Below are 25,185 nucleotides of genomic sequence, written 5' to 3' on the forward strand. Positions count from 1 at the left end.
CCGACGAGGACATCGTTCGAGTCAGTAGTTCTGCGGGTCATGATGATCGATGGGACGGTCAGTTCCTACTCTGCCAGCCAGTCCCAGACCAGCCACCATCAATACTCACAGTAGTTCTGGGCGGGAAAGAGTGTCTGCGGACCGACGTTCCCCTCACCTCAGCAGATCGTGAAGGGCACGGGCAGCGGCACCGAGAGCAGCCTCCGCGGCGGGCTGAACCGAAGCGGGATTGCTCGATTCGCTGAGCACGACGATGGCGATCGCCTGACCGTCGGCGTGGTCGACGACACCGATCTCGTGCCTGAGATGGAGCAAGGTGCCCGTCTTCGACGACCACCGAGCCGAATCGGACATCAGGTCGGGCGCAAGTCGGTGGCGAACGACGTTCCCGGACATCAGCTCCCGCAGCCGGGCGGCGACGCCGAGGTCGAGCCTCGCGGGGCGCCAGACCTCGGCGAGAAGGCCCATCAGCCCGCGAGCCGTGGCGGAGTTGGCGCGGGAGACGTCGAGCTGCCATATCCGATGCCCGTCGCCCTGGGACGATCGAATCTGTGCGAGGTCGTAGGCCAGGTGCGCTTCGGCTCTGTCGAGGCTCTCCAACGGTGTCATCGTCAGCGCATCGAGCCGGTGGCGGATATCGATGGTCCGCAGCCCGAGAGCATCGAGATCCCTTTGCACCTCGGCTGCAGGAACAAGGTCAAGCAGTGCATCGGCAGCAGTGTTGTCGCTGAAGCACACGGCCAAGGTGAGCAGATCCTCGACCGCGATCCGCGCCGGGTGCCGAAAGCGTGCAGCACTTGTCGGACTCGCAGATTCGGCAACGGCCGGTTCGACTCGGACCTGCTCGTCGGCGGCAAGGTCCCCCGCCACAATCCGATTGAGCACTGCCACTGCAATCGGCACTTTGACCAGCGACGCCAGCGGCAGCGCTCCGTCGGGTGCGAGCGCAACCTCGGCGTTCGTATCGAGATCACGGGCGATGATTCTGGCGCTCAGACCCGCCTGTTCAAGCTCTGCTCCGGCCGCCCTGATAACTCTCTTCCGTTCGATCATGGCGCTTCACCCCTCGACCGCGTGGTCCGCGGAACGGGCGTCGAGGCGGCACCGCTGGACAGCGATCGTCGCCTTCCCGACCTCGAAGGCCGCCTGTTCGCCTCGGAGGCGACCGATCCGCCGAGGCAATCAGCGACCTCCTCGGTGAAGTCGGCAAGCAGCATTATGTCCTCGTCCGCGGCGGCCGCCAATTCATAGCCCCGAGAAATCGTCGGGTCGATGAGCGGTGCCCAGGGAAGATCCAATTCTGCGGCCTCGGCCTCGCTGCACAGCAGCAGATCACCGTCACTGAGCACCGCCGCGACCGCGTCAGGGTCTGAGGTGTCCACAATGACTTGGTAGGGAAGCAGACCAGCGGTCTCGGCGGACCGTCGGACCCGGTCGCGAATGTGCGGAACGTTGTCCTCGCTCATCACTCGCAGGCGTCGACCTGCAAGTTCGAGATCATCGCCGGGGACCCGCGCCCGAGATCTCCGCAGGTCTGCGATCCGCACCGGAGCCGTCAGCGGAGAGCGATGAGCACACCCCAACGCGACAATCCAAGTGCCTTCGTCTGCGGGAACGGTCTGCACCGAAGCGCGCACTCGTCTCCCGGCGAGATCGTCGGACCGCCTTCCCGGCGGACTCGAGCGGAAGTCGACCCGAAGCCCCCGGTCCTTCATCGATGCCGCCAGCACCGCAAGATTTCGTGTCGAGCAGGAAGTCGGGACTGCCAGAGAGATGGGCCGCAACTTTGCCCGGTCTGCACCGATGAGCAGCTCGTCTGCCAGTTCGACCAGCCGCGTTGCCGGGACCAGCATGTCGCGACCGAACGGTGTGAGACTCACTCCCCGTCCGGTCCGTTCGAGGAGCCGCGCACCGAGCTGCTTCTCAAGCCCTGCGATGCGCCGACTGGCCACCGGCTGCGGGATTCCGTCGGCGGCAGCACCAAGTGTCATACTGCCGAGTTCGCTGACAGCGGTGAATGTCCGACAGGCGTCTACCAGGTCCATGACCTCATGGTATGCGCTATCGATATGAGAACGAGGGTTTCAGTCTTCGACCGCATGGCAGCAGTGGAGAAAGATGTTCAACAGCGAGCATCGCAAGCACATCGAACCCGAGACAGTGCTCGGCCCGCCGATCCACCTGAAGTCGACTCCCGTCGGGGAGAGAACGGAACGAATCGATGAACGCCCGTATCCTGCAGTGCGTCGCTGCGTCGACACTGGCAGCCATGGCATTGGCCGGCTGCACTCCGAGTGAGGCTCAGCCGGACCGGTCCAATACACAGACCGAAACCTCAAACTGCCCGACTGACAACAACGACCACCAGCGACTCGAAGAGCAGCTTACGAACCTCGAAGACCGCTACGACGCGAGAGTCGGAGTCAGCGCGCTCGATACCGAGTCCGGCGAATCAGTTGACCACCGTGCAGACGAGCGCTTCGGCTTCGCTTCCTCGCTCAAGGTCTTCGCCGTCGCCGAACTCCTCGATCTCACGACGCCGAAAGAGCTTGAGAAGAACGTGACCTGGACTCAGGCCGATGTCGATGAGGCCGGATGGACACCGGTGACGGAGAAGCACGTCGACGACGGGCTGCCACTGGAAGATGTGGCCGAGAGCGCGCTGAGGGTCAGCGACAACCTGGCGATGAACATTGTGCTTGATGAGCTCGGCGGTCCCGAGGCTCTCGACGATGCCCTGGAGAAGGCCGGAGACACGACCACCGAGGTCACAGACGAAGAGCCGGAGCTCAACGACGTCGAAGAGGGCAGCACGGACAACACCACCACCCCGGCCGCATTCACCGCCGGTCTGCAGGGACTCCTCGCCCCGGACCGACTCTCGGACGATGATCGCAGGGTGCTTCTCGACTGGATGTCGGCAAATGAGACGGGCGATCCTCTCATCCGCGCCGGCGCTCCCGAAGGCTGGGTGGTCAGAGACAAATCGGGACACTCGGACGCCATTCAGAACGACATCGCAGTGGTGACACCTCCTGATCGCGAACCCATCGTCATCTCCGTGATGACAGAAACCGACGACCCCGAATCTGAGGACGGACCGGCCCTGGTCGCCGCCGTCGCCGAGGCGGTCCTCGCCGAATTCGAGTGACTCCGCCCCGCTCGAATTACTATCCGACGGCGGCGCAGATACCTCGCGCGAGGTATCTGAGCCGCCGTCGGGTTGTTTGGACGCACGGCAGCTCACCTCCCTTTCGAGGTCCCCGCACCCGGACCATTGAGTCAATGACACAATGCGAACAGGGACACGCCACTCAAGGAGGAGCACATGACACGCATCGGATTCATCGGAGTCGGAGAGATCGCCTCGGCGATGGTCGAAGGTCTTGCCGACAGCGAGGCGAAAGCCGACCTCCAGATCTTCCTCTCCCCACGCAATGCCGACCGTGCAGCGAAACTCGCTGAGTCCATCGAGTCTGCTACGGTCTGTCAGAGCAATCAGGACGTCGTCGACCGCAGCGACCTCATCGTGCTCGCGGTCCTGCCGCAGCAGACCGACGCAGTCCTGGACGATCTCGACATCCCGGCAGAGAAGACCCTGGTCAGCGCCGTCGCTGGAGTTTCGACGCCCACGCTCGGGACCCATCTTCCGCATTCCCCGACGATCGTGCGCGTCATCCCCCTGCCGGCTGTCCTCGAGCGCAAGGGAGTGACCGCAGTGTACCCGGCCAATGACGCGGTCGAAGAGCTGCTGAGCCACCTCGGCGGATCGGTGACCGCAGCCGATGAGACGATGTTCTCCACGCTCTCGACCGTGACCGCGACGATGTCGGCGCACTTCGCGTTCTTGCAGACGATCACGGCATGGCTCGTCAACCGCGGCTGGGACCAGGCGGATGCCGATCACTTCATCCGCGGTCAGTTCGTCGGTCTCGGCACCACTCTCGCCCAGACCACCGACCCCATCGACGACCTGGTCGCAGCTCACGAAACCCCGGGCGGCCTCAACGAAATGCTCAACAACGAGTGGATGAACGAGGCCAACCGCCACTCTCTGGCGATGAATCTCGACGCCGTATTCGACCGCGTCACAGGAAACGCCGGAGACTGACCTGACCGTTCAAAGTGCCTGCCCGACCACTGTTTGAGAGATCGCCCGTACGCTTCCGAAGGTCGCTAGGATCACCAGCATGACCGAGTCTCTCACCTTCGCAGATTCCATCCACATCGACGCCGACCCCATGACGGTCTACAGGACTGTTGCGGACGTGACTCGGACTGGAAAGTGGTCGCCGATCTGCCGAGAGTGCTGGTGGGACGAAGGCGATGGTCCACGAGTAGGAGCTTGGTTCACCGGGCGCAACGTCACCCCTGACCGTGAGTGGCAGACTCGCAGTCGTGTAGTCGTCGCCGACGAAGGGCGGGCTTTCGGATGGAACGTGGGACCCGGCCGAGTCAACTGGACCTACAGTATGCAGGATGCGGATGGAGGCACACTGCTCACCGAATCATGGGAGTTCCTGCCGGAGGGGCAGGAGTTCTTCGCAGAGAAGTACGGTGCACGGGCATCCGAGGAGATCGCCGCACGGACGGCGTCTGCGCAGACCGGCATTCCCGAGACTCTCGCAGCGGTCAAGCAGGTCGTCGAAGCACGCTAGGGCAGAGGCAGACGGAGCAACCACAGAACTGGCTGCCCGCCCCGACTGACCCCTATTGCTACCCGGCGGCGGCTGAGCAACCTGGCGCCAGGTTGCTGAGCCGCCGTCGGGTAGTAATTAGCTCTTAGAAGAGGCCGGTGATGTTGCCATCCTCGGTGACGTCGATCTTCAGCGCTGAGGGTTCGCGCGGCAGGCCCGGCATCGTCATGATGTCGCCGGCGATGACGACGATGAACCCGGCTCCGGCCGACAGCCGCACATCCTTGATCTCGATGACGTGGTCGGTCGGCGCCCCACGCAGGCTCGCGTCCGTCGACACCGAGTACTGCGTCTTCGCGATGCACACGGGCGCATCGGCGTAGCCTTCATCGGTGAACTGACGCAGCTTCCGCTTCACCTTGGCCGGCAAGTCGACATCTTTGGCCTGGTAGATCCGCTGCGCGATCGTGCGGATCTTGTCCTCCAGCGGTGCCCCGAGCTCGTACGAATACCTCGCCGAGGCGGCCGGATCCTCCGGCGCCCCGCTCGCAGCCTCGACGACCGCCTCGGCCAATGCAAGAGCACCCTTGCCGCCGTCGGCCCAGTGCGTGGACTCCACGGCCGCAACCCCAAGACCATCCAAATGGCTGATCGCCGCAGCCATCTCCTCGTCGGTGTCCGTGGGGAATCGGTTGAAGCACACGACGGGCGTCAGCCCGTAGATCTCGCGCAGGTTCCGGCAGTGCAGTTCGAGGTTGCTCATGCCCTCCAGCACCGCACCAACATCAGCCGAGTTCACATCGGCAACGTCGACTCCCCCGTGGTACTTCAGGGCCCGCAGAGTCGCGACGACGACCACGGCGGAGGGCCAGATCCCGGCGGTGCGGCACTTGATGTCGAGGAACTTCTCGGCTCCGAGGTCGGCACCGAAACCGGCCTCCGTGACCACCCAGTCCCCCAGCGCCAGCCCGGCCTTGGTAGCCAAGAGACTGTTGCAGCCGTGGGCGATGTTCGCGAACGGTCCGCCGTGGATGAACGCCGGCGAATGTTCCAGGGACTGCACGAGGTTCGGCGCCAGTGCGTTGCGCAGCAGCGCGGTCATCGCGCCCGCCGCCCCGATGTCCGCAACGGTGATCGGCTCCCGCCCCCTACTGTGGGCGAGCACGATCCGTCCCAGCCGTTCCTTGAGATCAGCAAGCGAGGTGGACAGGCAGAACACCGCCATGACCTCGCTGGCGACGACGATGTCGAAGGCATCCTCGCGGGGCACTCCCCCGTTGAGCCCGCCGAGTCCGACGACGACTCCGCGCAGGGCGCGGTCATTGAGGTCGACGACACGGCGGAGGTGGATACGCCGCGGGTCGACGTCGAGCTCGTTTCCGAAATGGATGTGGTTGTCGAGCATCGTCGCGGCAAGGTTGTTCGCCGCAGCGATGGCCGCGAAGTCGCCGGTGAAGTGGAGGTTGATGTCCTCCATCGGCACGACTTGCGCGTATCCGCCTCCGGCCGCCCCGCCCTTCATTCCGAAGACCGGGCCCATGCTCGGCTCCCGCAGCGCCAGCACGGCCTTGCCGACCTCGGGTTTCGACCGCGCGAGTTCGTTGAGTCCGTCGGCCAGGCCGATGCTCGTCGTGGTCTTTCCTTCCCCTGCCGGGGTCGGGCTCATGGCGGTGACGAGGATGAGCCTGCCGTCTGTGGCGTTCTCGGCCGCCCGATCGAGGATGTCGATCGGCACCTTCGCCTTCGTCCATCCGTGAGGAATGATGTCCTTCGCGTCGAGACCCAGCCCAGCGGCGATATCGACGATGGGATCGAGCTCGGCGCTGAGCGCAATATCCATATCTGTGGTCATAAGGCCATCATGCCCGTTCTGCGAGATTTTGTGACCATCACCGACCCGAGAATTCGCGCAATGTGCACTGAGTTCCGCCCACCGCAACATCGAACTCGCCGAGGCGGCCGACCGCCGCGTAACCAACTGAGCACTTCGCGATGTTCCCATTGAGCAAATCGCGGAACTCCCACTGAGCGTTTGGCGAGCCCACACCAAGGCGGCTGACCGCTCACCCCGCATACTCCGAGCACTCCGGGCACCGAGTCATAAGGTCGTGCCGGCAATGGCGAACATGGAGGAGAAACCTCTCAGCTGAGTCCAGCGCGGTCCGCTGCGCCCGAATCGCCGAGAGCCGAGCAGCGATCACCGAGGCGCGGCCGGTCTCCCCACGGTGCAGGATCGCCCGGATCTCGGCAAGGCTCAAGCCCACGCTCTGACACGACAGCACAATCCGACACCGGCTCAGATGCTCATCCGAATACTCACGGTGCCCGGCCGCAGTGCGGTCCGGCACGACGACGCCTTCGTCCTCCCAGTGCCTGAGCACATGCGCGGCCGTTCCCAGCTGCGCTGCCGCATCCCCGATCTTCATGACTCCATGATGACACCTTGACTTCAGGTTGACCTGAAGTTCTACCGTCGATCCATGATGACACCGACCGATCGCAGCCCCGCCCTCCGCATATCCACCGACCGCATCACCTTGAGCGACGGCGCCGAGGTGGCCACCACGACCCTCGAACCGACCTCCCACGACAACGTCCAGGACCGCCTCGGCGAGGTCATCATCTGCCACGGAACCCCGTGGTCAGCACGGATGTGGCTGCCGCTTGCCCGCGAGCTCGCCCAGACGAACCGCGTCCGCCTCTGGGACATGCCCGGCTACGGCGACTCGATTCCCGCCACATCCGGCGATTCCATCCCCGATCCCTCCGAAACGTCGGCACAGCCGACAGACCACTCCCCCGCCGAGGCGGCCCCCGCCGTTGATCTCATCACCCAGCGTCGTCGACTGGCCGAGCTCATCGACTGTTGGAACGTCTCGAATCCCCATGTCATCGCCCATGACATCGGCGGTGCTGTCGCGCTCGGCGCGCACCTGCTCGAGGGCTGCGATTTCGCGTCGCTGTATCTGCTCGACGTCGTCACTCTCGACCCGTGGGGTTCACCGTTCTTCCGCCTCGTCGCGGAGAACGAAAAGGTCTTCGCAGCCCTCCCTCCTCGACTTCATCGTGCACTGGCCCGCGAATACATTTCCGGGGCGGCAGCCCCGACGACCGACGAATCTCCGTCGGGCGACGACCGCTCGAGTCTCAGCGAGGAATGGATCGCCGCACTCAGCGAACCCTGGTGCACCAAAGCCGGTCAAGCTGCCTTCTACCGGCAGATCGCCGCGCTGCGCCCCAAGCACACGGCGCCCATCGTCGACCGCCTCGGCGAGGTGCGCTGCCCGGTTCGCATCGGATGGGGTGAGGACGATCCGTGGATTCCGGCCGACCAAGCCGATCGCCTCGCCGAAGCGCTGCCCGGAAACCCGCACATGACCCGTTTTCCGCGCTCGGGCCACCTTGTGCCGCTCGAGGCACCGCACGATCTGCTCGTCGATGTGACCGCTTGGCTCGACGTGTGAGAGTCGTGTGCGCGAAGATGGCGGTATGCGCGCATTCGACGAGCTCGTCACCGAGGCACAATCCGCCGATGTCATCGGGTGGGGGTTCGGCTGGCTCGATGGGCGCGCCACCGAGGAGCGACCGCCCTGGGGTTACGCAAGTCTTCTTACCAGGAGACTGTCGACGGCAACGGCGGCCCTCGATATCGATACCGGCGGCGGCGAGGTCATCGACGAGGCACCGGTGCTGCCGCCGCGCATGGCGGTGACCGAGTCGTACCGCCCCAATATCGCTGTGGCCCGGCACCGGCTCGGTCCGCGTGGCGTCGATGTCGTCGAAGCCGACCCGCACAGGCTGCCTTTCGCCAACGGCAGCTTCGACCTTGTCACCTCCCGACATCCTGTGAGCCCCGCCTGGTCGGAGATCTCCCGGGTGCTCGTCCCCGGCGGCACCTATCTCGCCCAGCACGTCGGTCCGGCCTCGGCGTTCGAGCTCATCGAGTTCTTCCTCGGACCGTTGCCGGAAAATCGCCGCGCACGGCACCCGCAGACCGAATCCGACGCCGCCGAGGCGGCCGGACTCACGGTCGAAACGCTGCGCACCGCGCGCTGCCGCATGGAGTTCTTCGACGTCGGTGCGATCGTGTGGATCCTGCGCAAATGTCCATGGTGGGTGCCCGACTTCGCAGTCTCCGATTACCTTCCGCAACTGCGTGAACTCGATGCCCGGATGCGTAGGGGTGAACCCTTCGTTGCCCATTCGACGCGGCACCTCATCATCGCGTCAAAGCGTTGAGGCAATTCATCGCGACAGAACGCTGAGACACCACGCCACCCGATCACATCGTCGAAGCGCTACCTACCCGGAACCGATCCGGAACATCGCCGGCACCCGTAGCGAGGTCGGCGGCAAATTCGCCGAGCAGCGGCGCGAATTTCGCCCCGTGCCCCGAACAGGCCGAGACGATGACGAGACCGTCGACCTCGTCGATGACGAAATCCTCGTTCGGAGTGTTAGTGAACAGACACGTCGTCTCCGCATACGGTTCCGGAATAAGTCCCGGCAGGTTCCGCTTCGCATAATCGATCATCCGAGCCCGCATCTCCTCGGTAATCTGTCCGTCCTGGTCAAGGGCCGAACCGATCACCTTCCCACCGTTGAACTGCGCGAACTTCTGTCCCGCGAAACCGGCGTCCCGCCCGCCGGGCAGTCCGTAGGTAAACATCTCCCCGGATTTGTGGATGAACGTCGGCCACAGTGTGCTCGGCCGCCCGTCAGCACCGGCATCGCGGTAGGGCATGTGAAACGCCTGTTCCTGCCGCACTTCGAAAGTCGGCAGCGCCTCAAGGAACGCTGGCGGAAAACCAAGATCGCCGAGGAGGTCGGGCAACCACCCGCCCGCCGCGACGATGACGCGGTCACCTTCGACAACGTCCCCCGTCGCCGAGGTGACACTGAAGCCGCCCTCGTATCGTCGGGCCACCTCGGTGACCGTCCAATCTGTGAGGATCCGGGCACGCCCGGTGTCCACTGCACGGTCGAGCATGGTCGTCACCGTGGTCTCGGCGTCGATGACGCCGGCGTCGGGGTGCCACAGCACGTCGGTGTCGAAGGCGAACTGCGGCCACCGTTCTGCGGCACTCTCAGGGTCGAGGACCTCGTACTCAACGCCGACTTCATCGAAGATTTCGGCGAGCAGATCGGTGTGCCGGGCGTCGCCGAAGTCGAGCGCTCCCGTGCGAGTGATCAGCTCAGTTCCCGATTTCGCTTCGAGGTCGTCCCACAGCTCACGCGCACGCACGACGAGCTCGGTGTAGAGGCGATCCGGATAGGCGTAGCGGAAGATGCGGGCCGAACCATGGGAGCTGCCACGGTCGTTGGCCGGGGTATGCCGTTCGAGCACAGTGACGTCCTCGCCGCGCGCGGTCAGTGAGCATGCGGCCGCGGCACCGGCCAACCCGGCTCCGATGACGATGTGGTGGGTCAAAGCTGTTCTCCTCAAGAGGTGGTTGGGTATTTGGTCTCTCGCGCGGGTGCGTCACACCTGGATCCGGCTGCGTCTGTTGCCTGCGACAACGACGAATGCTGCGGCGACAGCGACGACGGTGATCGCACCCCAGATTCCCACAACTGCCCAGGAGGCGCCGGCGATGACCAGCAATGGAGCGAAGGTCACTGCGGTGACTTCTACCGGGATGACCGGGAGGTATGCCAGAGAGAAGTCCTCAAGGGTGCGAGAGTTGAGTTTCGGATCAACGATGCGCAACAGTGCGATGCCTGTGGCGACCGCCCCTGTCGCCCAGCCCCAGGTGAAGAGCTGCCGTTCGAACCACCCTTCTTCCATCACTCGCGGGGCGACCCACAGGCCCAGGAACAGGCACAGGGCCAGACCGACGACGAAGAGAATGAGAAGTGAGAGCCATTGGTCGACGACGAAGCTCGGCACTACTGAGGCGATACCGCACACCATGAGGACGTCAGTCGCAGATCCGGAGATGGAACTCTGGGTGTCCTTGTCGATGAACTTCGTCGTCGACGTCGCGGACAGCAGCGCCCGGAGCACGAGGCCGACGAGGAACGCGATTGAGAACAGCGGGAATGCCACAGAAGGGATGAGTTCGCCGAGGATGACGTTGATTCCGTAGGCGCCCGCGGACACCCCGGCGACGATTCCGGCTTGGAACGTCAACGATTCGATGGCACTGCCGGAGAATTTGTGCGTACCGATCGCAGGCTGCTCGACGTTGTCGTCGAGGATTCCGGTCCGCAACTCGGCGGGCACCTTGTCAAGGCCGGAGAACTCACGCGCGTATCCCTTCACCGCACCATACTTCGCCTGGATGATACCGCCGACGACTCCGACGAGCAGACCGACTGTGGCTGCGGTGAATGCGAGGGACTGCACGGCAGGGTCGCCGGAATCGGCGAATACCGTACCGATCGCCGCCGCTGAACCGAAGCCACCGGCCCAGCCGGCGAACAGCAGCAGCCCGACATGATCAGGCGCCCCGAACAGTGGACCGAGGACAAGCAGAACCAGCCCCATGCCGATGGCCGTTTGCGCGGCGTAGATGAGGACACCATAGCTCGCGAAACCCGCGACCGATCGCCCGATCTTGAGGATGTTGAAGTCGCTGGTCATGGCCAGGCAGGCGAAGACCAGGACGATGAGCAGGGAGGTGTATTCGCCGAGCTGGTCCGAAAACGGCAGCCAGCCGAGAACATTGGGACCGAGCACCAGACCGAGCACACCGGCAATGACTCCGGCAGGAATCATCATCGTTTGGATCGCCGAAATCTTAGCTCGCAGAATCGTGCCGATGACGAGCAGGCCGCCGATGAGTCCGGCATCGACGAGCAGCGCTGAGGGGCTGAATTCCGTGGGTTCCATGAGAGCAGTCTCCTGTGAAAGCGGTTCGTGGATGAGAGGGCTGATTAAGAAGTCAGGGCGTAAGGTCGTTTTCTGCCGCCCATCTGCCGAGCACTTCGGTCAGCGGGTCCAGCAGTTTCAACGGGTCTCCAGGTGCGGTGCGAATCGTCAGCGGATAGGTGTGCCGTGCCTCGGCGAGGGAGGCGAACGCGACACCGCTCCACGATTGGACGGCAACCGATTCCGGCACGAGGCTGATGCCCGCCCCGGCGGCGACCAGCCCGAGGATAGCCTGCTCGTTCGACACATGTGCGACCGTGCGCATCGTTCGTCCGTGCTCAATGAAGATGCTGGCGACGAGGTCGAATGCGACGGGAGCAGAGGAACGGTGGAACAACACGACCGGCTCTTCGCTGATCTCGCCGACATGGACTTCGCCGCGGTCGGCCAATCGATGGCCATTTGGAAATGCCACGCACAGCTTCTCCCGGAACGCGATCTTCTCATCGGTCCGGTGACTGCTGAACTCCCTCACCAGGCAGGCATCGATGTCCCCGTTGTCGACGGCCAGCGTGAGGTCGGAGCTGCTGCCGTCGGAGACGACGATTGAGTGGTCGGCGAGGGCTGCGAGCACTCCGGCGATGATGGCTGGGAAGGCCGAGCTGACTCCACCGAGGCGGATCCGCTGGGTTTTCGTCCCGTCCCGCATATCTGCTGCAAGCTGTGGAAGCGAATCGGCACGGCGTCGCAGCTCGAGCACTTCGGGATAGAGCCCGCGAGCCGCGGCAGTGGGGATGACTTCACGCGGCCTCCTCTCGAAGAGTTTCTCGCCCAAGTGCCGCTCCAATGAGGCAACAGACTGGCTGACCGGCGACTGTGCCATGTGTAAGGACTTCGCGGCTTTCGTGAAGCTGCCTTCGGAGTACACAGCGAGGAAACAGCGCAACTGCTTGAGGCTGACTTCGCTCATCGCCGTGCTCCCGGACGACGCGTGACACAAGCAACTGTGGTTGTGTTCATGACAGCCGAGTCTATGAATTCGATCCGATCAAAACAAGATGTAAATCAGATCAATTTACGAGATAGCTAGACGACAATCATCTAGCAACTAGGCCCTCTGCGAAGATGAACTACGCCAGTCTCCCCTTCCAGTTCCTACTTCAACTTGAGGTCGGTCACGCAGGTGGGCCCATCGCTTCTCGTGGAGAAATCGGTCGTACCGGTCTTGCCCTCGGCGTTGACCTCGATGGTACCGGTGATGCCGGACGGCACCCAGAAGCCGACGAACCCGTTATCGAAGGTCGTCGTCGACTCATCCACCACTGCTTCGCCCGTCTCTGAGTCTGTGATCACCACATCGACGTCCTTCTCGCTCAACTCGCCCCGACAGGTCGTGAGGCTGTGGTAGAAGCAGTCGTGCGTCTCATCGACGAAAGGAGCGATGGAGACGTAGCTCTTCCCCTCCGGCAGTGCCATCGTCGCCTCTTGCTGTCCATCGGTGAGAACAAGTTCGTCAGGCTGCACCGAGGCCATGAGGTCGGTGGGCCTCTCGTCGACAGGCAGGCGATCGAGTTGATCGATGACTCCTGTGACGTCCTCGTCGGCCAGATCGAGGTCAGCTAGCAGCGTTTCAGCCGAACCCGACTGCACTGTTGCAGACTCTCCTGATTCTGTGGATGCTTCGCTTCCCGTTCCAGAAGCAGAACACCCGGTCAGGGCAAGAACGAAGGCCGCAGCCCCCAACACGAATTGCGTCGTCTTCATATATATCCCCATGTCACTACGGATGCAGAGCACGTATGCCGTCTTGGCAATCATACCCATAAGGGGTATAGGGTGACCGTGGCGGGTCCACGAGATGGGATGCCCTGAAAGGTTCCCATCTGCCGCCGAGCGAATCCGACGCGACCGTCTCACCGAACCAGGAGACCACTGATGAAGAAGCTCAATCCAGCCGCCCGCCTCACTGCGGTCACCGCAGCACTCGGACTGGCTCTGGCAGGCTGCTCAACTGCGAATGACGAGGGCCGCGGATCGGGCAGAGAAGACTCCCACGGCAGCCACGAGTCCGCCTCGAGCGAAACTGGCGGCTCCGAACACGACGACATGGACCACAGCGAATCCGGACACGGATCAGGTGGGCACGAAGGGCACGCCGACGATGGCGGCGACCCGCCGAAGGGAATCACGAAGGCCGCCGACCCGAAGTTCGATGTCGGCGACACAGTTGTCCTCTCCGCCGACCACATGCCGGGAATGAAGGGCGCCGAGGCAACAGTCTCCGGCGCCTTCGACACCACGACCTACTCAATCAGCTACACGCCGACCGACGGCGGCGACCCGGTCAAGGATCACAAATGGGTCGTCCACGAAGAGCTCAAGGACCCGGGCAAGGCACCGCTGAAGAAGGGCGACAAGGCCACCGTCAACGCCGATCATATGCCCGGAATGAAGGGTGCCGAGGCGACGATCGACTCAGCGACGGACGAGACCGTCTACATGGTCGATGTCAAGACCGATGAGATGGAGATGACGAACCACAAATGGGTCGTCGAAAGCGAGATGAAACCCGCGAAGTAACGGAGTGGTTCACCAGGTCCGACCAAATCGTGCGAGGCAGTGCCAAAGCTTCTTGCTCTGCTGCCCGTCGAGGTCCCACACCCGTCTGGCACGTGCGACATGAATGGGGAGCAACTGGGTTGAGTTCGCCAGCCTCTCGACGATCCGCTGCGCGAGCTCGACCACATCCTGGCCCCGATATTCCGGGTGCGCCGCAATTTCGGCAACCTCGGCGACATAGCCGGGGTGAGTCTCGACAACGAGGCCGCAGCGGCCGGCTCTCTCCACGACCGCATGATCGGCGAAGCTTGGATCGACCACCAATGCTTCAACATCATCGGGCATCTTCACCCCTCCGTGGATATGGGCCTCGATGTAGTGATCGAGACGGTCGACGATGCCGCATCCCTGGGCAGCAGCCTGGTCGGCAGCCCGCTCGTCACGACGATAGTCGGCAATGAGCCTCATCCGGTCAGCAACCCCGAAGAGCTCCGGCTCAAAGGTGCTGTCCGGGTAAGCGAACGTCGCTCGCGCAAGGACCTCCGGACGGAGACGCAGGTAGGCCGACCCGAACCGCGGTGCCGGCCCAAAGGGGTCGCCGTCGAGGTCAAGTGCCCCATAGACCGGTCGGTGGTGCACCTCCACATGGTCATAGGCTCCACCGAAGATTCTCTGCTCCCAGAGCCACCGGTCGCCGCCGGGGAAGGCCGTCAGACCGCCATTGCTCGTGCCTGTGGCGAACTGGGAAAGATACTGTCCCAGCTCGAGAATCGACTCGAGCACCCCAGCCTCAGAGGCGTCATCACCGGGATGGAAATGCAGTGCCACCCGCGCCCCGACCGGCAGCTCGTGCCCTGGCGCGGAACGTGCTCGGACCCAGTGAAGTGCTGTTGCGGCTGGGTCCGATTGCGTCATCGTTCTTGGTTCGGCAACATCCCCGCGGCCTCGACAGCGCTGCGGACGATCTCCTCAAGACCGAACTCGGCCTTCCAGCTGAGCATGGCGGAGATCCGGGTGACGTCGGCGACCAGCGCCGGCGGGTCACCGGCGCGACGCTCGCCGATTTCGGGGACGATGTCACGGCCGGTCACCTCGGCGATGGTATCGATGACTTCCTTCACCGAGGCGCCGGTCCCGGTGCCGACGTTGAACACGGTCTCCGTGGTGCCGCCGGCCTTCATGTAGTCGAGGGCGGCGATATGCGCCTCGGCGAGGTCCTTGACGTGAACGTAATCGCGGATGCACGTGCCGTCAGGGGTGTCGTAGTCGTCGCCGAAGATGATCGGCGCCTTACCGTCCTTCAGCCGCTCGAGCACGATCGGGATGAGGTTCATGACGGCGGTGTCGGCGAGTTCGCTCCAGCCGGCACCGGCGACGTTGAAGTAGCGCAGCTTCACGGCGTTGAATGTAGTGCCCCGCATCTGCGAGGCGGTGATCTGGTTGTCGATCATCCACTCGCCGATGAGCTTCGTCTGGCCGTACGGGTTGATGGGGCGGCAGTCGAGATCCTCAGGCACCATGTCGACATCGGGCATGCCGTAGGTCGCGGCCGAGGAGGAGAAGACGAGCGATTCGATGCCGGTCGCCTCGACGGCGGCGAGGATGTTCGTCAGTGCCCCGATGTTCTGCCGGTAGTACATGACCGGCTCCTCGACGGATTCGCCGACCTGCTTCTTCGCCGCGAAGTGGATGATCGAGTCGACGCCGTGTTCCTTGATCGCGGACACCAGGCGCTCCTCGGCATCGGCCGCAGCCAGATCGAGATCGACCACGGGCAGGCCCTCGACGCGAGCGTCGATGCCGGTGGAGAAGTCGTCGACGACGAGCACATCGTCTCCGCGTTCGGTGAGCAGCCGCACCACGTGCGAACCGATGTAACCTGCCCCTCCGGTCACCAGAACTGCCATTGACCGCGTCCTCCTTCGTCTCGTCGACACGTCGGTATCAGAATACGCGTTCAGGGGTCCGAGATCAGATTCGGCCTGAATGCGCGGTGGGGAAAGCGTCGGAATTCGCCGTCGCCCTGGCCATGCGGGAGAAGCCCCTGCCACAGTGAGAAAATGCACGTCCTCCTCATCTCCGATCCCGGCCCCCCGAGCCGCCGTGTGGCCTCGATCCAGGACGAGTTCCTCGACCACCTCCAACAGGACTTCGAGACCGAGGTCACTGTCGATGTGTGCACGAAGACGTTGCGCGTCCATGCCGACCACCAGCTGGAGCTGTCCACCTTGGACGCGATCGTCGCCCAATATCCCGATGCCGATCTCGTCATCATGCTCACCGACATTCCCCGCCACACCCAGGGCAAACCACTGATCGCCGAGGTGCTGCCCGCCCGAAAAGTCGCCGTGATCTCCTGCCCCACCCTCGGTGCGATGACGACCAAGCGCCGTCTGCTCAAGATCTATATGAGCTGTGTCAATCAGCTTCTGCCCGACGGGCATGTGCCGGCGAAGAGGAATCGGCTTCCGCGCTGGGGACAGTGGTCGAATCGAACCGAATCCGGCCGCCGCACCCTCCACGCTCACACCTTCACCGGTGGGACCCGCCTCGTGCTGGGCATGACCATGGCCAATGAGCCGCTGCGGATGGCGCGGAAACTCTCCCGTGCCATGGCTGCGGCCGCCGCGACCGGGGCGTTCGGCGTCTTCTACAGCTCCATCTGGCAGATGTCGCATCACCTCTCGACTCTCCGACTCATCTCGATCGGCATCATCGCCATCGCTGTCATGGTCGGATGGTTGCTGACGATCAATCGCCTGTGGGATCGCCCGGTCAATGAACGCCTGGCTCAGGTCGTCTTCTACTACAACCTGTCCACAGTGCTCACGCTCATCGTCTGCGTGACCGGTCTCTATGCGCTGCTCGTCGTGGGCATCCTCGCCGGCAGTCTCATCGTCATCGATCCGGAGTTCATGGCCCAGACGATCCACCGGCCCGAGGCTCGACTGACGAACTACCTCGACATCGCGTGGTTGAGCGCAGCGATGGGCGTCGTCGCCGGCGCACTCGGCTCAAGCTTCGACAGCGACATCGACCTCAAGAATCTCACGCACGCCCAGCGGCTGCGCTCCCGCGTCTATATCGCTCAGGACGACGAGACCGGCACATCCTGACGGGGGGGGGTTACGTGCCATCTGCGGCAGCGTTATGGTGGCCACAGACTCCGGGTCAACGCGAAACCGGAGAGAATAGGAGCAAGAATCATGACACAGTCAGTGACAGTTCCCGACCCCCATGGCTCAGAGAAGACCACTCGCGAGAACGCCGAACGCGGCTTCATCGCCTCCGACGCCCTGACCAAGAACCTCCAAACGGTTCTGGTCGACTTCATCGCTCTGAGCCTGACTGCCAAGCAGGCGCATTGGAATATCGTGGGCACGAACTTCCGCGACCTCCACCTCAACCTCGACGAAGTCACGGACATCGCCCGTGCAGGCAGCGATGAGATCGCTGAACGCATGCGTGCCCTCCACGCCTCGCCGGACGGTCGCCCCGCGGTGATCGCCGAACAGACAGGGTTGCCGGAGTTCCCGAACGGCGAGATCAGCACCCACGACGCCATCGACCACATGGTCGCATCGATCGAAGCGACCGTGGCCTCGATGCGCGACTGCCACGACGAGGTCGACTCCGCGGACCCGACGACCGCCGACATCTTCCACAGCTACATCGCTCAACTCGAGCAGCAGGCCTGGTTCATCAGCGCAGAGACCCGCACACCCAAGTGAGTCGGTGCGACTGAGCAGCCACCTTGATCTTCGGGCCGCCTCCCGTCCTCACGGTCGGGTAGGCGGCCCTTCGTTGTCGACGCCCGGCACCGGCATCATCGCCCGTCGATGATGCCGACGAGGTGTTCGGCAATGGCCAGCGCCGAGGTGGCTCCCGGGGAGGGCGCGTTCCTGACGAACATCGTGGCTCCCGCCCGATCGATGACGAAGTCATCGACGAGTGTTCCGTCCCGATTCATGGCCTGCGCGCGGATTCCGCGGGTGGCGCGGTGGCCGTCAGCTCCGGTGAGGGAGGGGACGTAGCGGGCCGCCTCGGCGACGAATCTCTCGATCGAGAGCACCCCGGGCAGCTCCCGGGCAGCGGTGGCCATATTGCCTGCGGCGAAGCGCCAGAATCCGGGGTCGGCGGCCACTGCGAGGGAGTCGGGAATGTTGAGGCCGAGCCCTCGGTAGCGTTCGCGGGAGAACGAGAGAAAGGCATTGGGGCCGATCATCAGTCCGCCGTCGATGCGTCGGGTGACGTGGACGCCGAGGAAGGGATACTTCGGGTCCGGGACGGGATAGGTGAGTCCGTTGACCGTATTGCTGTGCGCCTCGTCGAGGATGAAGTACTGCCCGAAGAACGGCACCACGGTGGGAGTGCGCTTCTGTCCGGAGCGGGCGGCGAGGCGGTCGGACTGGAGGCCGGCGCAGACGATGACGTGGTCGAATTCCTGGGCGTCGACCGGGGTACGGACGACGGCGGAGCCGTGGGAGGTGGAGCCACCTCGGTGATCGATGCTTTTGACCGGGGTGGAGAAGCGGACGCGGCCGCCGTGGGCACGGAAGTCTGCAACGAGAGCGTCGGTGAGGCCAGGGTAGTCGATGATCGCGGTGTGGGGTGAGTGGAGGGCGGCAACTCCCTCTGCGTTCGGTTCGATGTCACGTAAGCCGTCGCGGTCGAGCATCGCAATGTCGGGGACGCCGTTAGCCAGGGCACGGTCATGGATGGCTTGAAGACGTTCGACTTCTGTGTCGTCGGTGGCGACGACGACCTTGCCACATTCGTCGAAGGCGACATTGTGTTCGGCAGCGAAGTCGGTCAGGAGGGAGACGCCTCGGCGGCAGAGGGTGGCTTTGAGGCTGCCCGGTTCGTAGTAGAGGCCGGCATGGACGACTCCGGAGTTGTGACCGGTCTGGTGGGCGGCAGGGTGGTCTTCTTTTTCGAAGAGGGTGACATCGGCGGAGTCGTGGCGATTGAGGATTTCGCGTGCCACTGCGGCGCCGATGATTCCTGTTCCGACGACTGCCCATCGTGCCTCCTTCGCCATGCGTCAACTCCTTCGTTGATTGCCGTCTCTGCTGCGGCTGAGTCGACTTTAGGCGACGGCGAGGTGTCTTGCACGTCCCGTCCACACCGCGGGAGTCGTGACCTTGCCGGTCGCCATACGGTCACAGACGGATTTCGCAGTCGCCCGTTCGTGTCCCAATACGTGACATAAAAAGGAGTACGCAGTGACTCAACTATGACTGTGGCAAATTTCAGTTCGTCAGACCGCACTCCTCGTAGCAAGCCTTTCACCTGCAGGTTCATAGAATCGCGCAGAAACGGGGCTTGCCGCCGCAGACATCCGCAGCAGCCATCAGAACCTACCTTGGCGTAACTATAACGACGAGGTAACTTTTCCTGTGATCTGCTGATTACTTTTTGATTACTCCGTAACGTTGTGAGCGTCCTGTCAGGAAACTGCCTGTTTCCGTCCAGGCGGCGCCTGGACCTGATCAGGGTCTGAACGATGTGGAGAACCATGAGAATACTGAGAGGCCGGCCCGGAGCCGGTCGGAAGATCGCGGTGGGGTCTGTCGCCGCGGCGACAGCAGTGGGTCTGACCCTGCTGACGACCTCGCCCGGTGCCGCCGATGAACAGAATCCGAACGAAGACTCAGAAGCCTACGGGCAACTGATCGATGCCGACATTTTGACCGCAGACGCTGTCGACGCTCTCTCGGCGTACAGCAGTTCTCCGTCCAGCACGGACGCGGACAGCACTCCGATCAACGCTGAGGTGCTCCAAGCCATCGGAGTCGAACTCCCCGGAATCGGCATCCCGCTCATCAGCAACGAGGGCGGGGACGGCCTCCTCGAACTCGGCGAAGGCGGAGCACTCAACACCTATGGGCACGCTCCTGCCTACAACGACGCCACGGCCAGTGCCGGCGCCGTCGGGACGGACGGCGGCCTCAATCTCGATGACATCAACAATGGCGAGTACGGCAACGCCAAGGTCGATCTGACTTCAGTGCTCGGCCAGCTCAACCTCGACGGGGTCACCGATCAAATCGTCGATGAGCTCAGTCTCGAACTCGGTGCGATCGCGTCGACGGCCAACAGCAACGGCGAAGCCGACGACTCCGAATACGCCGTCGCCGACGGAATCCTCACAGTCTCTAGCCCCGCGGTCGGCGGCCTGTCCGACGACCTCAACGAAGTCGTCGACGGTGCCGGTGGCACTCTCGAAGAGGTCATCGGCGACGAGGGCCTAGTCAACGAACTGGCCGGTATCGGACTGAATCTGAACGTCGGGATCGCCTCCGTCAATATCGGAGGAGACGACACCCAAGTGTCGGTCCAGGTTCGCGATGCGCTCAACAGCGTTGTCGAGAACGTCGTCAACGAGGCACTCGAAGACGAAGCTGGCATCGTTTCGATCGATCTCGCCAATGGCGACATCCAGATCGACCTCGCGAAGATCGTCAAGGGCGGAGACGCCTCTGACCTCAACGGTCTCGACCCGAACACCCAGGTGCTCACCTCGGACACGATCTCTAAAATCACCGACGCGGTGGCCGACGCTCTCGGCGCGCTCTCCGGCAAGGTCAACGAGACCCTGTCTGATGCGCTCAACGATGTCCACCTCGTCATCGAACTCCCTGCGAACATTTCTGCACTCGGAATTCCCGCCGTCAACGGCAAGGTCACTGTGGACGCCACGCTCGGCCAACTGGCCGGCACGGACGACTCCGACCCGACAGTCACCACCGATCTCTCAATTGCGGGCGTTCCTGTGGGCAGTGTGCTCAATGCCATCACTCAACCGGTGATCAACGCTGTCCTCGGTATCACCGAGCCTCTCATCGGCGGGATCCTTGATTCGACGGCTGATGAAGTCGCCGATGCTGTGACCGGCATCGTCAACCCGCTCCTGACCTCCCTCGACCCAGTCTTCGAGGCACTCAATCAGGTCGTCGACCTCACGATCAACGAGCAGCCGACCGCTAAGGATCCTGCAGAGGAAAGCCAGGTCAAAGGCAACAATGGGCCTGGCTTCACGGTCAGTGCAGTGAGCTTGGAACTGCTCCCAGCCGCGGACGCCATCGACATCAACCTTGCGTCGTCCTCGGTCCGTGCGACCGCGGACGCTCCGGAGGAGCCCGGTGACGATGATGTGAACGCAAATGCAGCGGCTTCGGCTGCCGCATCGGCAACCGCCGATGACGACGGCAACGAAGCTGCCCAGGCAGCTTCGCAGGCCGCGGCCAACGACGACGCCACGTCAACCGCTTCGGCCGCCGCCGACGAGGATGCACAAGCTGCGGCTGAGGCTGCGGCGACGGAAGACGCATCAACCACCGCTTCGACCGACGCGACGACAGACGAGAACGCGTCGTCGACAGCCGCGTCCGAGGCCGCAGCGAACGCCGACAACACCGATAACACGAATGCGGAATCCTCCGCCGCAGCGAACGCCGACCCGGCGGCAGCTGCGTCGGCGGCCTCGACGGCAGATTCGTCAGCCACCGCATCGGAGAACGCAGCGGCAGACGACGACGCCGATCCATCGGCGAATGCCGATCCCAACGCGGATGCAGCTGATGAAGCAGATGCGAACGTGAATGCAGCGGCTTCGGCTTCGGCATCTGCCGACGCTGACGTCGACGGCGATCCCGCCGCTCAGGCTGCAGCTCAGGCTGCAGCCGACAACGATGCGAACAGCGCAGCATCGGCAGCAGCGAACGAGAACGCCGAAGCAGCAGCGGAATCCGCCGCTAACGAAGAAGCTTCCTCGGAGACCTCGGCGGATGCGACATCAGATCCGAACGCATCGGCGCAGCAGGCAGCCAACGCCGCCGCAAACGCCGACAACTCGGATTCGACCAACGCTGATACCTCAGCAGCGGCCGATGCCAACGCGGCGGCAGCAGCCAGCACCGCAGCGACGGCGGACTCTTCTTCAGAAGCTTCGGCCTCGGCTGCAGCAGATGCGGATGATTCCACGGTCGCGGATGCCAGCAATGAGACCACCGCGAACGCGAATGCTTCGGCCTCGGCCGCTGCATCCGCTCAGGCTGACGCCGACACAGACCCTGCTGCTCAGGCAGCAGCCGAAGCCGCGGCCGATGAAGATGCCAACAACACAGCATCTGCAGCGGCGGACGAGAACGCCGAGGCAGCTGCCGAATCGGCCGCCAACGAAGAGGCGACCTCGGAGACCTCAGCCGACGCGACGACCGAGTCCAACGCTGCAGCTCAGGCCGCAGCAACGGCAACGGCCGACAGCAACGATGAGGACTCGGCGAGCGCAGACACCACCGCGGAAGCCGATGCCAATGCAGCGGTAGCCGCTTCGGTGGCAGCGAACGCCGATTCCTCGGCTGCAGCTTCGGCTGAAGCAGCTGCGGATGCCGATGGCGCTGATAACGGAGCCGCGGCCACCGCCTCGGATGATTCCGACGCGAACGCCAATGTGAACGCAGCGGCCTCGGCTTCGGCGTCCGCCACGGCCACCGCTGATGCTGACGCAGATCCGGCGGCGCAGGCAGCCGCTCAGGCAGCAGCTGACAACAATGCCAACAACACGGCATCGGCAGCAGCTGACGAGAACGCCGAAGCAGCCGCAGAGTCCGCCGCCAACGAAGAGGCCTCCTCGGAGACCTCAGCGGATGCGACATCGGATCCGAACGCATCGGCGCAGCAGGCAGCCAACGCCGCCGCAAACGCCGATAACTCGGATGACAGCAATGCGGAGGCTTCGGCTGCGTCCAACGCCAACGCCGGTGCCGCCGCTTCGGCAGCGTCGACGGCGGACTCCTCCTCGGAGGCTTCTGCTTCTGCAGCGGCAGACGGCGCTGAGGCTGACGCAGCCGCTGAAGGCGCAGAGGCGAACGCCTCGGCCGACGGCGACGAGGCCAACGCTTCGTCGGCAGACGATGCAAATGAGGCTTCGGCTGATTCGGACCAGGCCGCATCGGCCAACGCAGGTTCGGCAGCCAACGCCGGATCCGGTTCGAGCACCTCGGCCGGTTCGAGCACGAACGCCTCGGGCAATGCTGGTGGCGACCTGCCGCGGACGGGTGCCGACGGCCTCCCGGCCATGGTCGGATTCGCCGCACTGCTCCTCGCCGGCGGCGCAGCAGCGGTGTGGGCAACCCGCCGTTACCGTGCAGGCAAGCACTGAGGGTGACCCAGCTCAGTCATTGAGCTGAAACCGCCAACGGCGGGGTCGGAGTGAGAACTCCGGCCCCGCCGTTCGCATGCCCGTCGTTTGCATCCCCGTCGCTTCCTGACCGCCGACAACGGGCCACGGCCTCGACCGCAGGTCAGGGATCGCGGGGAGCCCCGACCCCGACGCACGAGACCTACAACCCGCGCCCGGCCTCCCACGGCTCTTCCGAGGCACCGGTGATCAGAGCGTTGACCGACATCGCCTGCGCATCGGTGAACGAGGCGATATAGTCCACGACCGCCCGCGCCCGACCACGCCGCACGATGCCGGCCGCGCCCTCCTCCCCCAACGCAGCAGGGTTGCGCGCGTACAGATCCGAGTACTCCTGCGTGGCCGCCTCGACGGAATCGACCAGACGCCGGGGAATCCGCGTCGCCTCATCCGGATCGAGCAGCCACTCATGGAATCCCTCGACCAGGGACGCGATGATCCGCGTCTGCCCACGCTGATACACTGCGAGGTCAGACCGTTCGAGCACGAAGCGCGAATGCACGAATTTCAGCACCACGACATCGTGCCAAGCCTCCTGGCTCAGCCGCACGTGACCGCTGCGGATATGCGGGTCCGGGTCGACGACGATGGAGGCCTGCAACCGGTCGATCCACCTCCGGGTGAATCCGGTGACCGCCCGATCCGCTTCCAGTCCTCCGTCGTAGGGAACGCCGAGCAGCCCCTCGACAAGGTCCCGGTTGACCCGCTCCACCGACTCTCGGAACGCCTCCTCCGACGCGATCCACGGGTCCTTCTCCCCGATGTGTCGCCGGATCGCCTCGAGGGCATGCCCGGGCCGCCGCCGGTCCAATTCTGCAGAGTCCAAGGCCGCCAACTCGCGATGATCGCGCAGCCACCGCCCGAGCTCAGCGGACACGGCCGTGTACTGCAACACGTTCGACCGGTAGAAATCGTCCAGGTCGTGCACCGCGTACGCAATATCGTCGGCGACGTCCATGACCGCGCATTCGAGCGTCTGCTGATACTTCCCGATCGCCGGGAACGCCGAGAGCACGTCCGCCATCTCCTCGACCTCGGTGGCATAGGCGGAGAACTTCATCGCTCCCTCGCTGACATCGTCACCGACCCCACGTGGCATCCGTGCCGCCGACGACGCCCGATCGCCTGTCCATTCCCCGCGCTCCCACGGATACTTGAGCACCGCAGCCCGAATCGCGCGCGTGAGATTGAGACCGCGCGCCGTGGCCTCGCAGCTGTCGAGGGCGGTGAGAATCCGAAACGTCTGCGCATTCCCCTCGAACCCGTCCTCAAGACGCAGAACCTGCCGCGACACCCGGTCGAGTTCCTTCTCGCCGAGGTGGCCGAACGGCGGGTGCCCCAGATCGTGAGCGGCCGCGGCCGCCTGCACGACAACAGGATCACATCCGCCGAGGCGGCTCACCGCTTCCCGGGTCCCATCGTCGGCGTTGTTCAACGTGATCGCGATCGACCGGGCCACCGCGGAGACCTTGAGCGAATGCGTCAGCCGGTTGTGGATGACCGTGCCGGATCCGGCCTGCGGTATGACCTGGGTGACCGAGGCAAGGCGGGAGAAGAACGGGGAGAACCGGATCCGTTCGATATCGACGCGGAACTCGTCCTCTCCGGGGCGGGCCTCCTCGGCGACATTGCGATCGCGACCTCCGGTGGTGTGATATCTCTGTCGTTCCATGAACTCAGACTACCGATTCCGCACCCTGAAGATCCTCTATTGCTACCTGACGGGGGCTCAGCAACCTGGCGCCAGGTTGCTGGGCCCCCGTCAGGTAGTAAGGGGATCCCTTGAGACTCAGATCACAGCATCGTATGGTGAAGATACCTATAGGAGGTGGTCACGATGACCGGAGTCCCCTCTGTGTCAGGCTGGTTGTGAGCCACTCCGGATAAGAGAGGAACCGGAGCACCATGGCCATCACCCCTGGATACACTGTCGAAGAGATCCGAAACTTCGTCTACCAACACGAGAAGAT

Annotated in this window: 21 protein-coding genes; 9 read left to right on the plus strand and 12 right to left on the minus strand. The window is 64.0% G+C overall.

All coding sequences use genetic code 11. From position 1 onward, the window contains the following. Window positions 1-153 precede the first annotated feature (153 nt). Entirely contained in the window at window positions 154-1,053 is a 900-nt protein-coding gene (locus tag HK108_RS18050; RefSeq protein ID WP_181272533.1) for a serine hydrolase, read from the minus strand. Then, the gene (locus HK108_RS18055) at window positions 1,050-2,045 is read right to left on the minus strand and encodes a LysR family transcriptional regulator (RefSeq protein ID WP_181272534.1); all 996 of its coding nucleotides are present in this window, start codon (window positions 2,043-2,045) and stop codon (window positions 1,050-1,052) included. The genes HK108_RS18050 and HK108_RS18055 overlap by 4 nt, the downstream gene beginning before the upstream one ends. A 176-nt stretch (window positions 2,046-2,221) precedes the next feature. Here HK108_RS18055 and bla point away from each other — a divergent pair, with 176 nt between their 5' ends. The 3 genes from bla to HK108_RS18070 all read left to right on the plus strand — a co-directional run bounded on the left by bla (window position 2,222) and on the right by HK108_RS18070 (window position 4,658). After that, entirely contained in the window at window positions 2,222-3,151 is a 930-nt protein-coding gene (bla, locus tag HK108_RS18060; RefSeq protein ID WP_181272535.1) for a class A beta-lactamase, read from the plus strand. Between the two features lie 177 nt (window positions 3,152-3,328). Continuing rightward, window positions 3,329-4,111, plus strand: a complete 783-nt coding sequence (locus HK108_RS18065) for an NAD(P)-binding domain-containing protein (protein WP_181272536.1) — start codon at window positions 3,329-3,331, stop codon at window positions 4,109-4,111. Between the two features lie 79 nt (window positions 4,112-4,190). After that, entirely contained in the window at window positions 4,191-4,658 is a 468-nt protein-coding gene (locus tag HK108_RS18070; protein ID WP_181272537.1) for an SRPBCC family protein, read from the plus strand. A 124-nt stretch (window positions 4,659-4,782) separates the two neighbouring features. Here HK108_RS18070 and HK108_RS18075 read toward each other — a convergent pair whose 3' ends face one another. After that, window positions 4,783-6,489, minus strand: a complete 1,707-nt coding sequence (locus tag HK108_RS18075; protein ID WP_181272538.1) for a formate--tetrahydrofolate ligase — start codon at window positions 6,487-6,489, stop codon at window positions 4,783-4,785. 211 nt (window positions 6,490-6,700) lie between these two features. Next, window positions 6,701-7,063, minus strand: coding sequence for a MerR family transcriptional regulator (locus tag HK108_RS19215; RefSeq protein ID WP_181272539.1), 363 nt, complete (start codon window positions 7,061-7,063; stop codon window positions 6,701-6,703). A gap of 54 nt (window positions 7,064-7,117) precedes the next feature. Here HK108_RS19215 and HK108_RS18085 point away from each other — a divergent pair, with 54 nt between their 5' ends. Together HK108_RS18085 and HK108_RS18090 are read left to right on the plus strand one after the other, a co-directional pair. After that, on the plus strand, window positions 7,118-8,101 hold the full coding sequence (locus HK108_RS18085) for an alpha/beta fold hydrolase (RefSeq protein ID WP_229664259.1): 984 nt from the start codon (window positions 7,118-7,120) through the stop codon (window positions 8,099-8,101). 25 nt (window positions 8,102-8,126) lie between these two features. After that, entirely contained in the window at window positions 8,127-8,876 is a 750-nt protein-coding gene (locus tag HK108_RS18090; RefSeq protein ID WP_181272540.1) for a class I SAM-dependent methyltransferase, read from the plus strand. Between the two features lie 43 nt (window positions 8,877-8,919). On the opposite strand, the gene HK108_RS18095 is transcribed toward HK108_RS18090, so the two are convergent. The 4 genes from HK108_RS18095 to HK108_RS18110 form a co-directional block, all read right to left on the minus strand. Further along, window positions 8,920-10,068, minus strand: coding sequence for an FAD-dependent oxidoreductase (locus tag HK108_RS18095; RefSeq protein ID WP_181272541.1), 1,149 nt, complete (start codon window positions 10,066-10,068; stop codon window positions 8,920-8,922). A gap of 51 nt (window positions 10,069-10,119) precedes the next feature. Next, the gene (locus tag HK108_RS18100) at window positions 10,120-11,472 is read right to left on the minus strand and encodes a sodium/glutamate symporter (RefSeq protein WP_181272542.1); all 1,353 of its coding nucleotides are present in this window, start codon (window positions 11,470-11,472) and stop codon (window positions 10,120-10,122) included. Window positions 11,473-11,524: 52 nt separating this feature from the next. After that, complete coding sequence (locus HK108_RS18105) at window positions 11,525-12,421, minus strand: LysR family transcriptional regulator (protein WP_181272543.1); 897 nt, start codon at window positions 12,419-12,421, stop codon at window positions 11,525-11,527. A gap of 185 nt (window positions 12,422-12,606) precedes the next feature. Next, entirely contained in the window at window positions 12,607-13,368 is a 762-nt protein-coding gene (locus tag HK108_RS18110) for a CueP family metal-binding protein (RefSeq protein ID WP_229664260.1), read from the minus strand. A gap of 18 nt (window positions 13,369-13,386) precedes the next feature. Between HK108_RS18110 and HK108_RS18115 the strand changes: the two genes are divergently transcribed. Beyond that, window positions 13,387-14,031: a YdhK family protein gene (locus HK108_RS18115; protein ID WP_181272544.1), complete on the plus strand. Its 645-nt coding sequence runs from the start codon at window positions 13,387-13,389 to the stop codon at window positions 14,029-14,031. Between the two features lie 9 nt (window positions 14,032-14,040). On the opposite strand, the gene HK108_RS18120 is transcribed toward HK108_RS18115, so the two are convergent. Both HK108_RS18120 and galE read right to left on the minus strand, forming a co-directional pair. After that, on the minus strand, window positions 14,041-14,925 hold the full coding sequence (locus tag HK108_RS18120; protein ID WP_219922575.1) for a DUF3626 domain-containing protein: 885 nt from the start codon (window positions 14,923-14,925) through the stop codon (window positions 14,041-14,043). Further along, entirely contained in the window at window positions 14,922-15,917 is a 996-nt protein-coding gene (galE, locus tag HK108_RS18125) for a UDP-glucose 4-epimerase GalE (RefSeq protein ID WP_181272546.1), read from the minus strand. The genes HK108_RS18120 and galE overlap by 4 nt, the downstream gene beginning before the upstream one ends. Window positions 15,918-16,070: 153 nt before the next feature. Between galE and HK108_RS18130 the strand changes: the two genes are divergently transcribed. Together HK108_RS18130 and HK108_RS18135 are read left to right on the plus strand one after the other, a co-directional pair. Further along, entirely contained in the window at window positions 16,071-17,126 is a 1,056-nt protein-coding gene (locus HK108_RS18130) for a hypothetical protein (RefSeq protein ID WP_181272547.1), read from the plus strand. Between the two features lie 90 nt (window positions 17,127-17,216). Further along, on the plus strand, window positions 17,217-17,741 hold the full coding sequence (locus HK108_RS18135) for a Dps family protein (RefSeq protein WP_101543431.1): 525 nt from the start codon (window positions 17,217-17,219) through the stop codon (window positions 17,739-17,741). A 95-nt stretch (window positions 17,742-17,836) separates the two neighbouring features. Here HK108_RS18135 and lhgD read toward each other — a convergent pair whose 3' ends face one another. Beyond that, entirely contained in the window at window positions 17,837-19,051 is a 1,215-nt protein-coding gene (gene lhgD / locus HK108_RS18140; RefSeq protein ID WP_181272548.1) for an L-2-hydroxyglutarate dehydrogenase, read from the minus strand. Window positions 19,052-19,528: 477 nt separating this feature from the next. Between lhgD and HK108_RS18145 the strand changes: the two genes are divergently transcribed. Continuing rightward, window positions 19,529-23,176, plus strand: coding sequence for a choice-of-anchor G family protein (locus tag HK108_RS18145; RefSeq protein ID WP_181272549.1), 3,648 nt, complete (start codon window positions 19,529-19,531; stop codon window positions 23,174-23,176). A 181-nt stretch (window positions 23,177-23,357) separates the two neighbouring features. On the opposite strand, the gene HK108_RS18150 is transcribed toward HK108_RS18145, so the two are convergent. Next, a complete protein-coding gene (locus tag HK108_RS18150) occupies window positions 23,358-24,887 on the minus strand; it encodes a deoxyguanosinetriphosphate triphosphohydrolase family protein (protein ID WP_181272550.1) in 1,530 nt (509 codons plus the stop codon). Window positions 24,888-25,185 lie beyond the last annotated feature (298 nt).

This window comes from Brevibacterium sediminis (assembly GCF_013623905.1).
Classification (GTDB): domain Bacteria; phylum Actinomycetota; class Actinomycetes; order Actinomycetales; family Brevibacteriaceae; genus Brevibacterium; species Brevibacterium sediminis.

What these genes read in the sequence shown, in the direction of transcription:
- HK108_RS18065 (WP_181272536.1), top strand. Translation starts at nt 3,329, where the DNA reads ATGACACGCATCGGATTCATCGGAGTCGGAGAGATCGCCTCGGCGATG.
- HK108_RS18085 (WP_229664259.1), top strand. Translation starts at nt 7,118, where the DNA reads ATGATGACACCGACCGATCGCAGCCCCGCCCTCCGCATATCCACCGAC.
- HK108_RS18090 (WP_181272540.1), top strand. Translation starts at nt 8,127, where the DNA reads ATGCGCGCATTCGACGAGCTCGTCACCGAGGCACAATCCGCCGATGTC.
- HK108_RS18120 (WP_219922575.1), bottom strand. Translation starts at nt 14,925, where the DNA reads ATGACGCAATCGGACCCAGCCGCAACAGCACTTCACTGGGTCCGAGCA.
- HK108_RS18100 (WP_181272542.1), bottom strand. Translation starts at nt 11,472, where the DNA reads ATGGAACCCACGGAATTCAGCCCCTCAGCGCTGCTCGTCGATGCCGGA.
- HK108_RS18105 (WP_181272543.1), bottom strand. Translation starts at nt 12,421, where the DNA reads ATGAGCGAAGTCAGCCTCAAGCAGTTGCGCTGTTTCCTCGCTGTGTAC.
- HK108_RS19215 (WP_181272539.1), bottom strand. Translation starts at nt 7,063, where the DNA reads ATGAAGATCGGGGATGCGGCAGCGCAGCTGGGAACGGCCGCGCATGTG.
- HK108_RS18130 (WP_181272547.1), top strand. Translation starts at nt 16,071, where the DNA reads ATGCACGTCCTCCTCATCTCCGATCCCGGCCCCCCGAGCCGCCGTGTG.
- galE (WP_181272546.1), bottom strand. Translation starts at nt 15,917, where the DNA reads ATGGCAGTTCTGGTGACCGGAGGGGCAGGTTACATCGGTTCGCACGTG.
- bla (WP_181272535.1), top strand. Translation starts at nt 2,222, where the DNA reads ATGAACGCCCGTATCCTGCAGTGCGTCGCTGCGTCGACACTGGCAGCC.
- HK108_RS18150 (WP_181272550.1), bottom strand. Translation starts at nt 24,887, where the DNA reads ATGGAACGACAGAGATATCACACCACCGGAGGTCGCGATCGCAATGTC.
- HK108_RS18075 (WP_181272538.1), bottom strand. Translation starts at nt 6,489, where the DNA reads ATGACCACAGATATGGATATTGCGCTCAGCGCCGAGCTCGATCCCATC.
- lhgD (WP_181272548.1), bottom strand. Translation starts at nt 19,051, where the DNA reads ATGGCGAAGGAGGCACGATGGGCAGTCGTCGGAACAGGAATCATCGGC.
- HK108_RS18115 (WP_181272544.1), top strand. Translation starts at nt 13,387, where the DNA reads ATGAAGAAGCTCAATCCAGCCGCCCGCCTCACTGCGGTCACCGCAGCA.
- HK108_RS18135 (WP_101543431.1), top strand. Translation starts at nt 17,217, where the DNA reads ATGACACAGTCAGTGACAGTTCCCGACCCCCATGGCTCAGAGAAGACC.
- HK108_RS18055 (WP_181272534.1), bottom strand. Translation starts at nt 2,045, where the DNA reads ATGGACCTGGTAGACGCCTGTCGGACATTCACCGCTGTCAGCGAACTC.
- HK108_RS18145 (WP_181272549.1), top strand. Translation starts at nt 19,529, where the DNA reads ATGAGAATACTGAGAGGCCGGCCCGGAGCCGGTCGGAAGATCGCGGTG.
- HK108_RS18070 (WP_181272537.1), top strand. Translation starts at nt 4,191, where the DNA reads ATGACCGAGTCTCTCACCTTCGCAGATTCCATCCACATCGACGCCGAC.
- HK108_RS18050 (WP_181272533.1), bottom strand. Translation starts at nt 1,053, where the DNA reads ATGATCGAACGGAAGAGAGTTATCAGGGCGGCCGGAGCAGAGCTTGAA.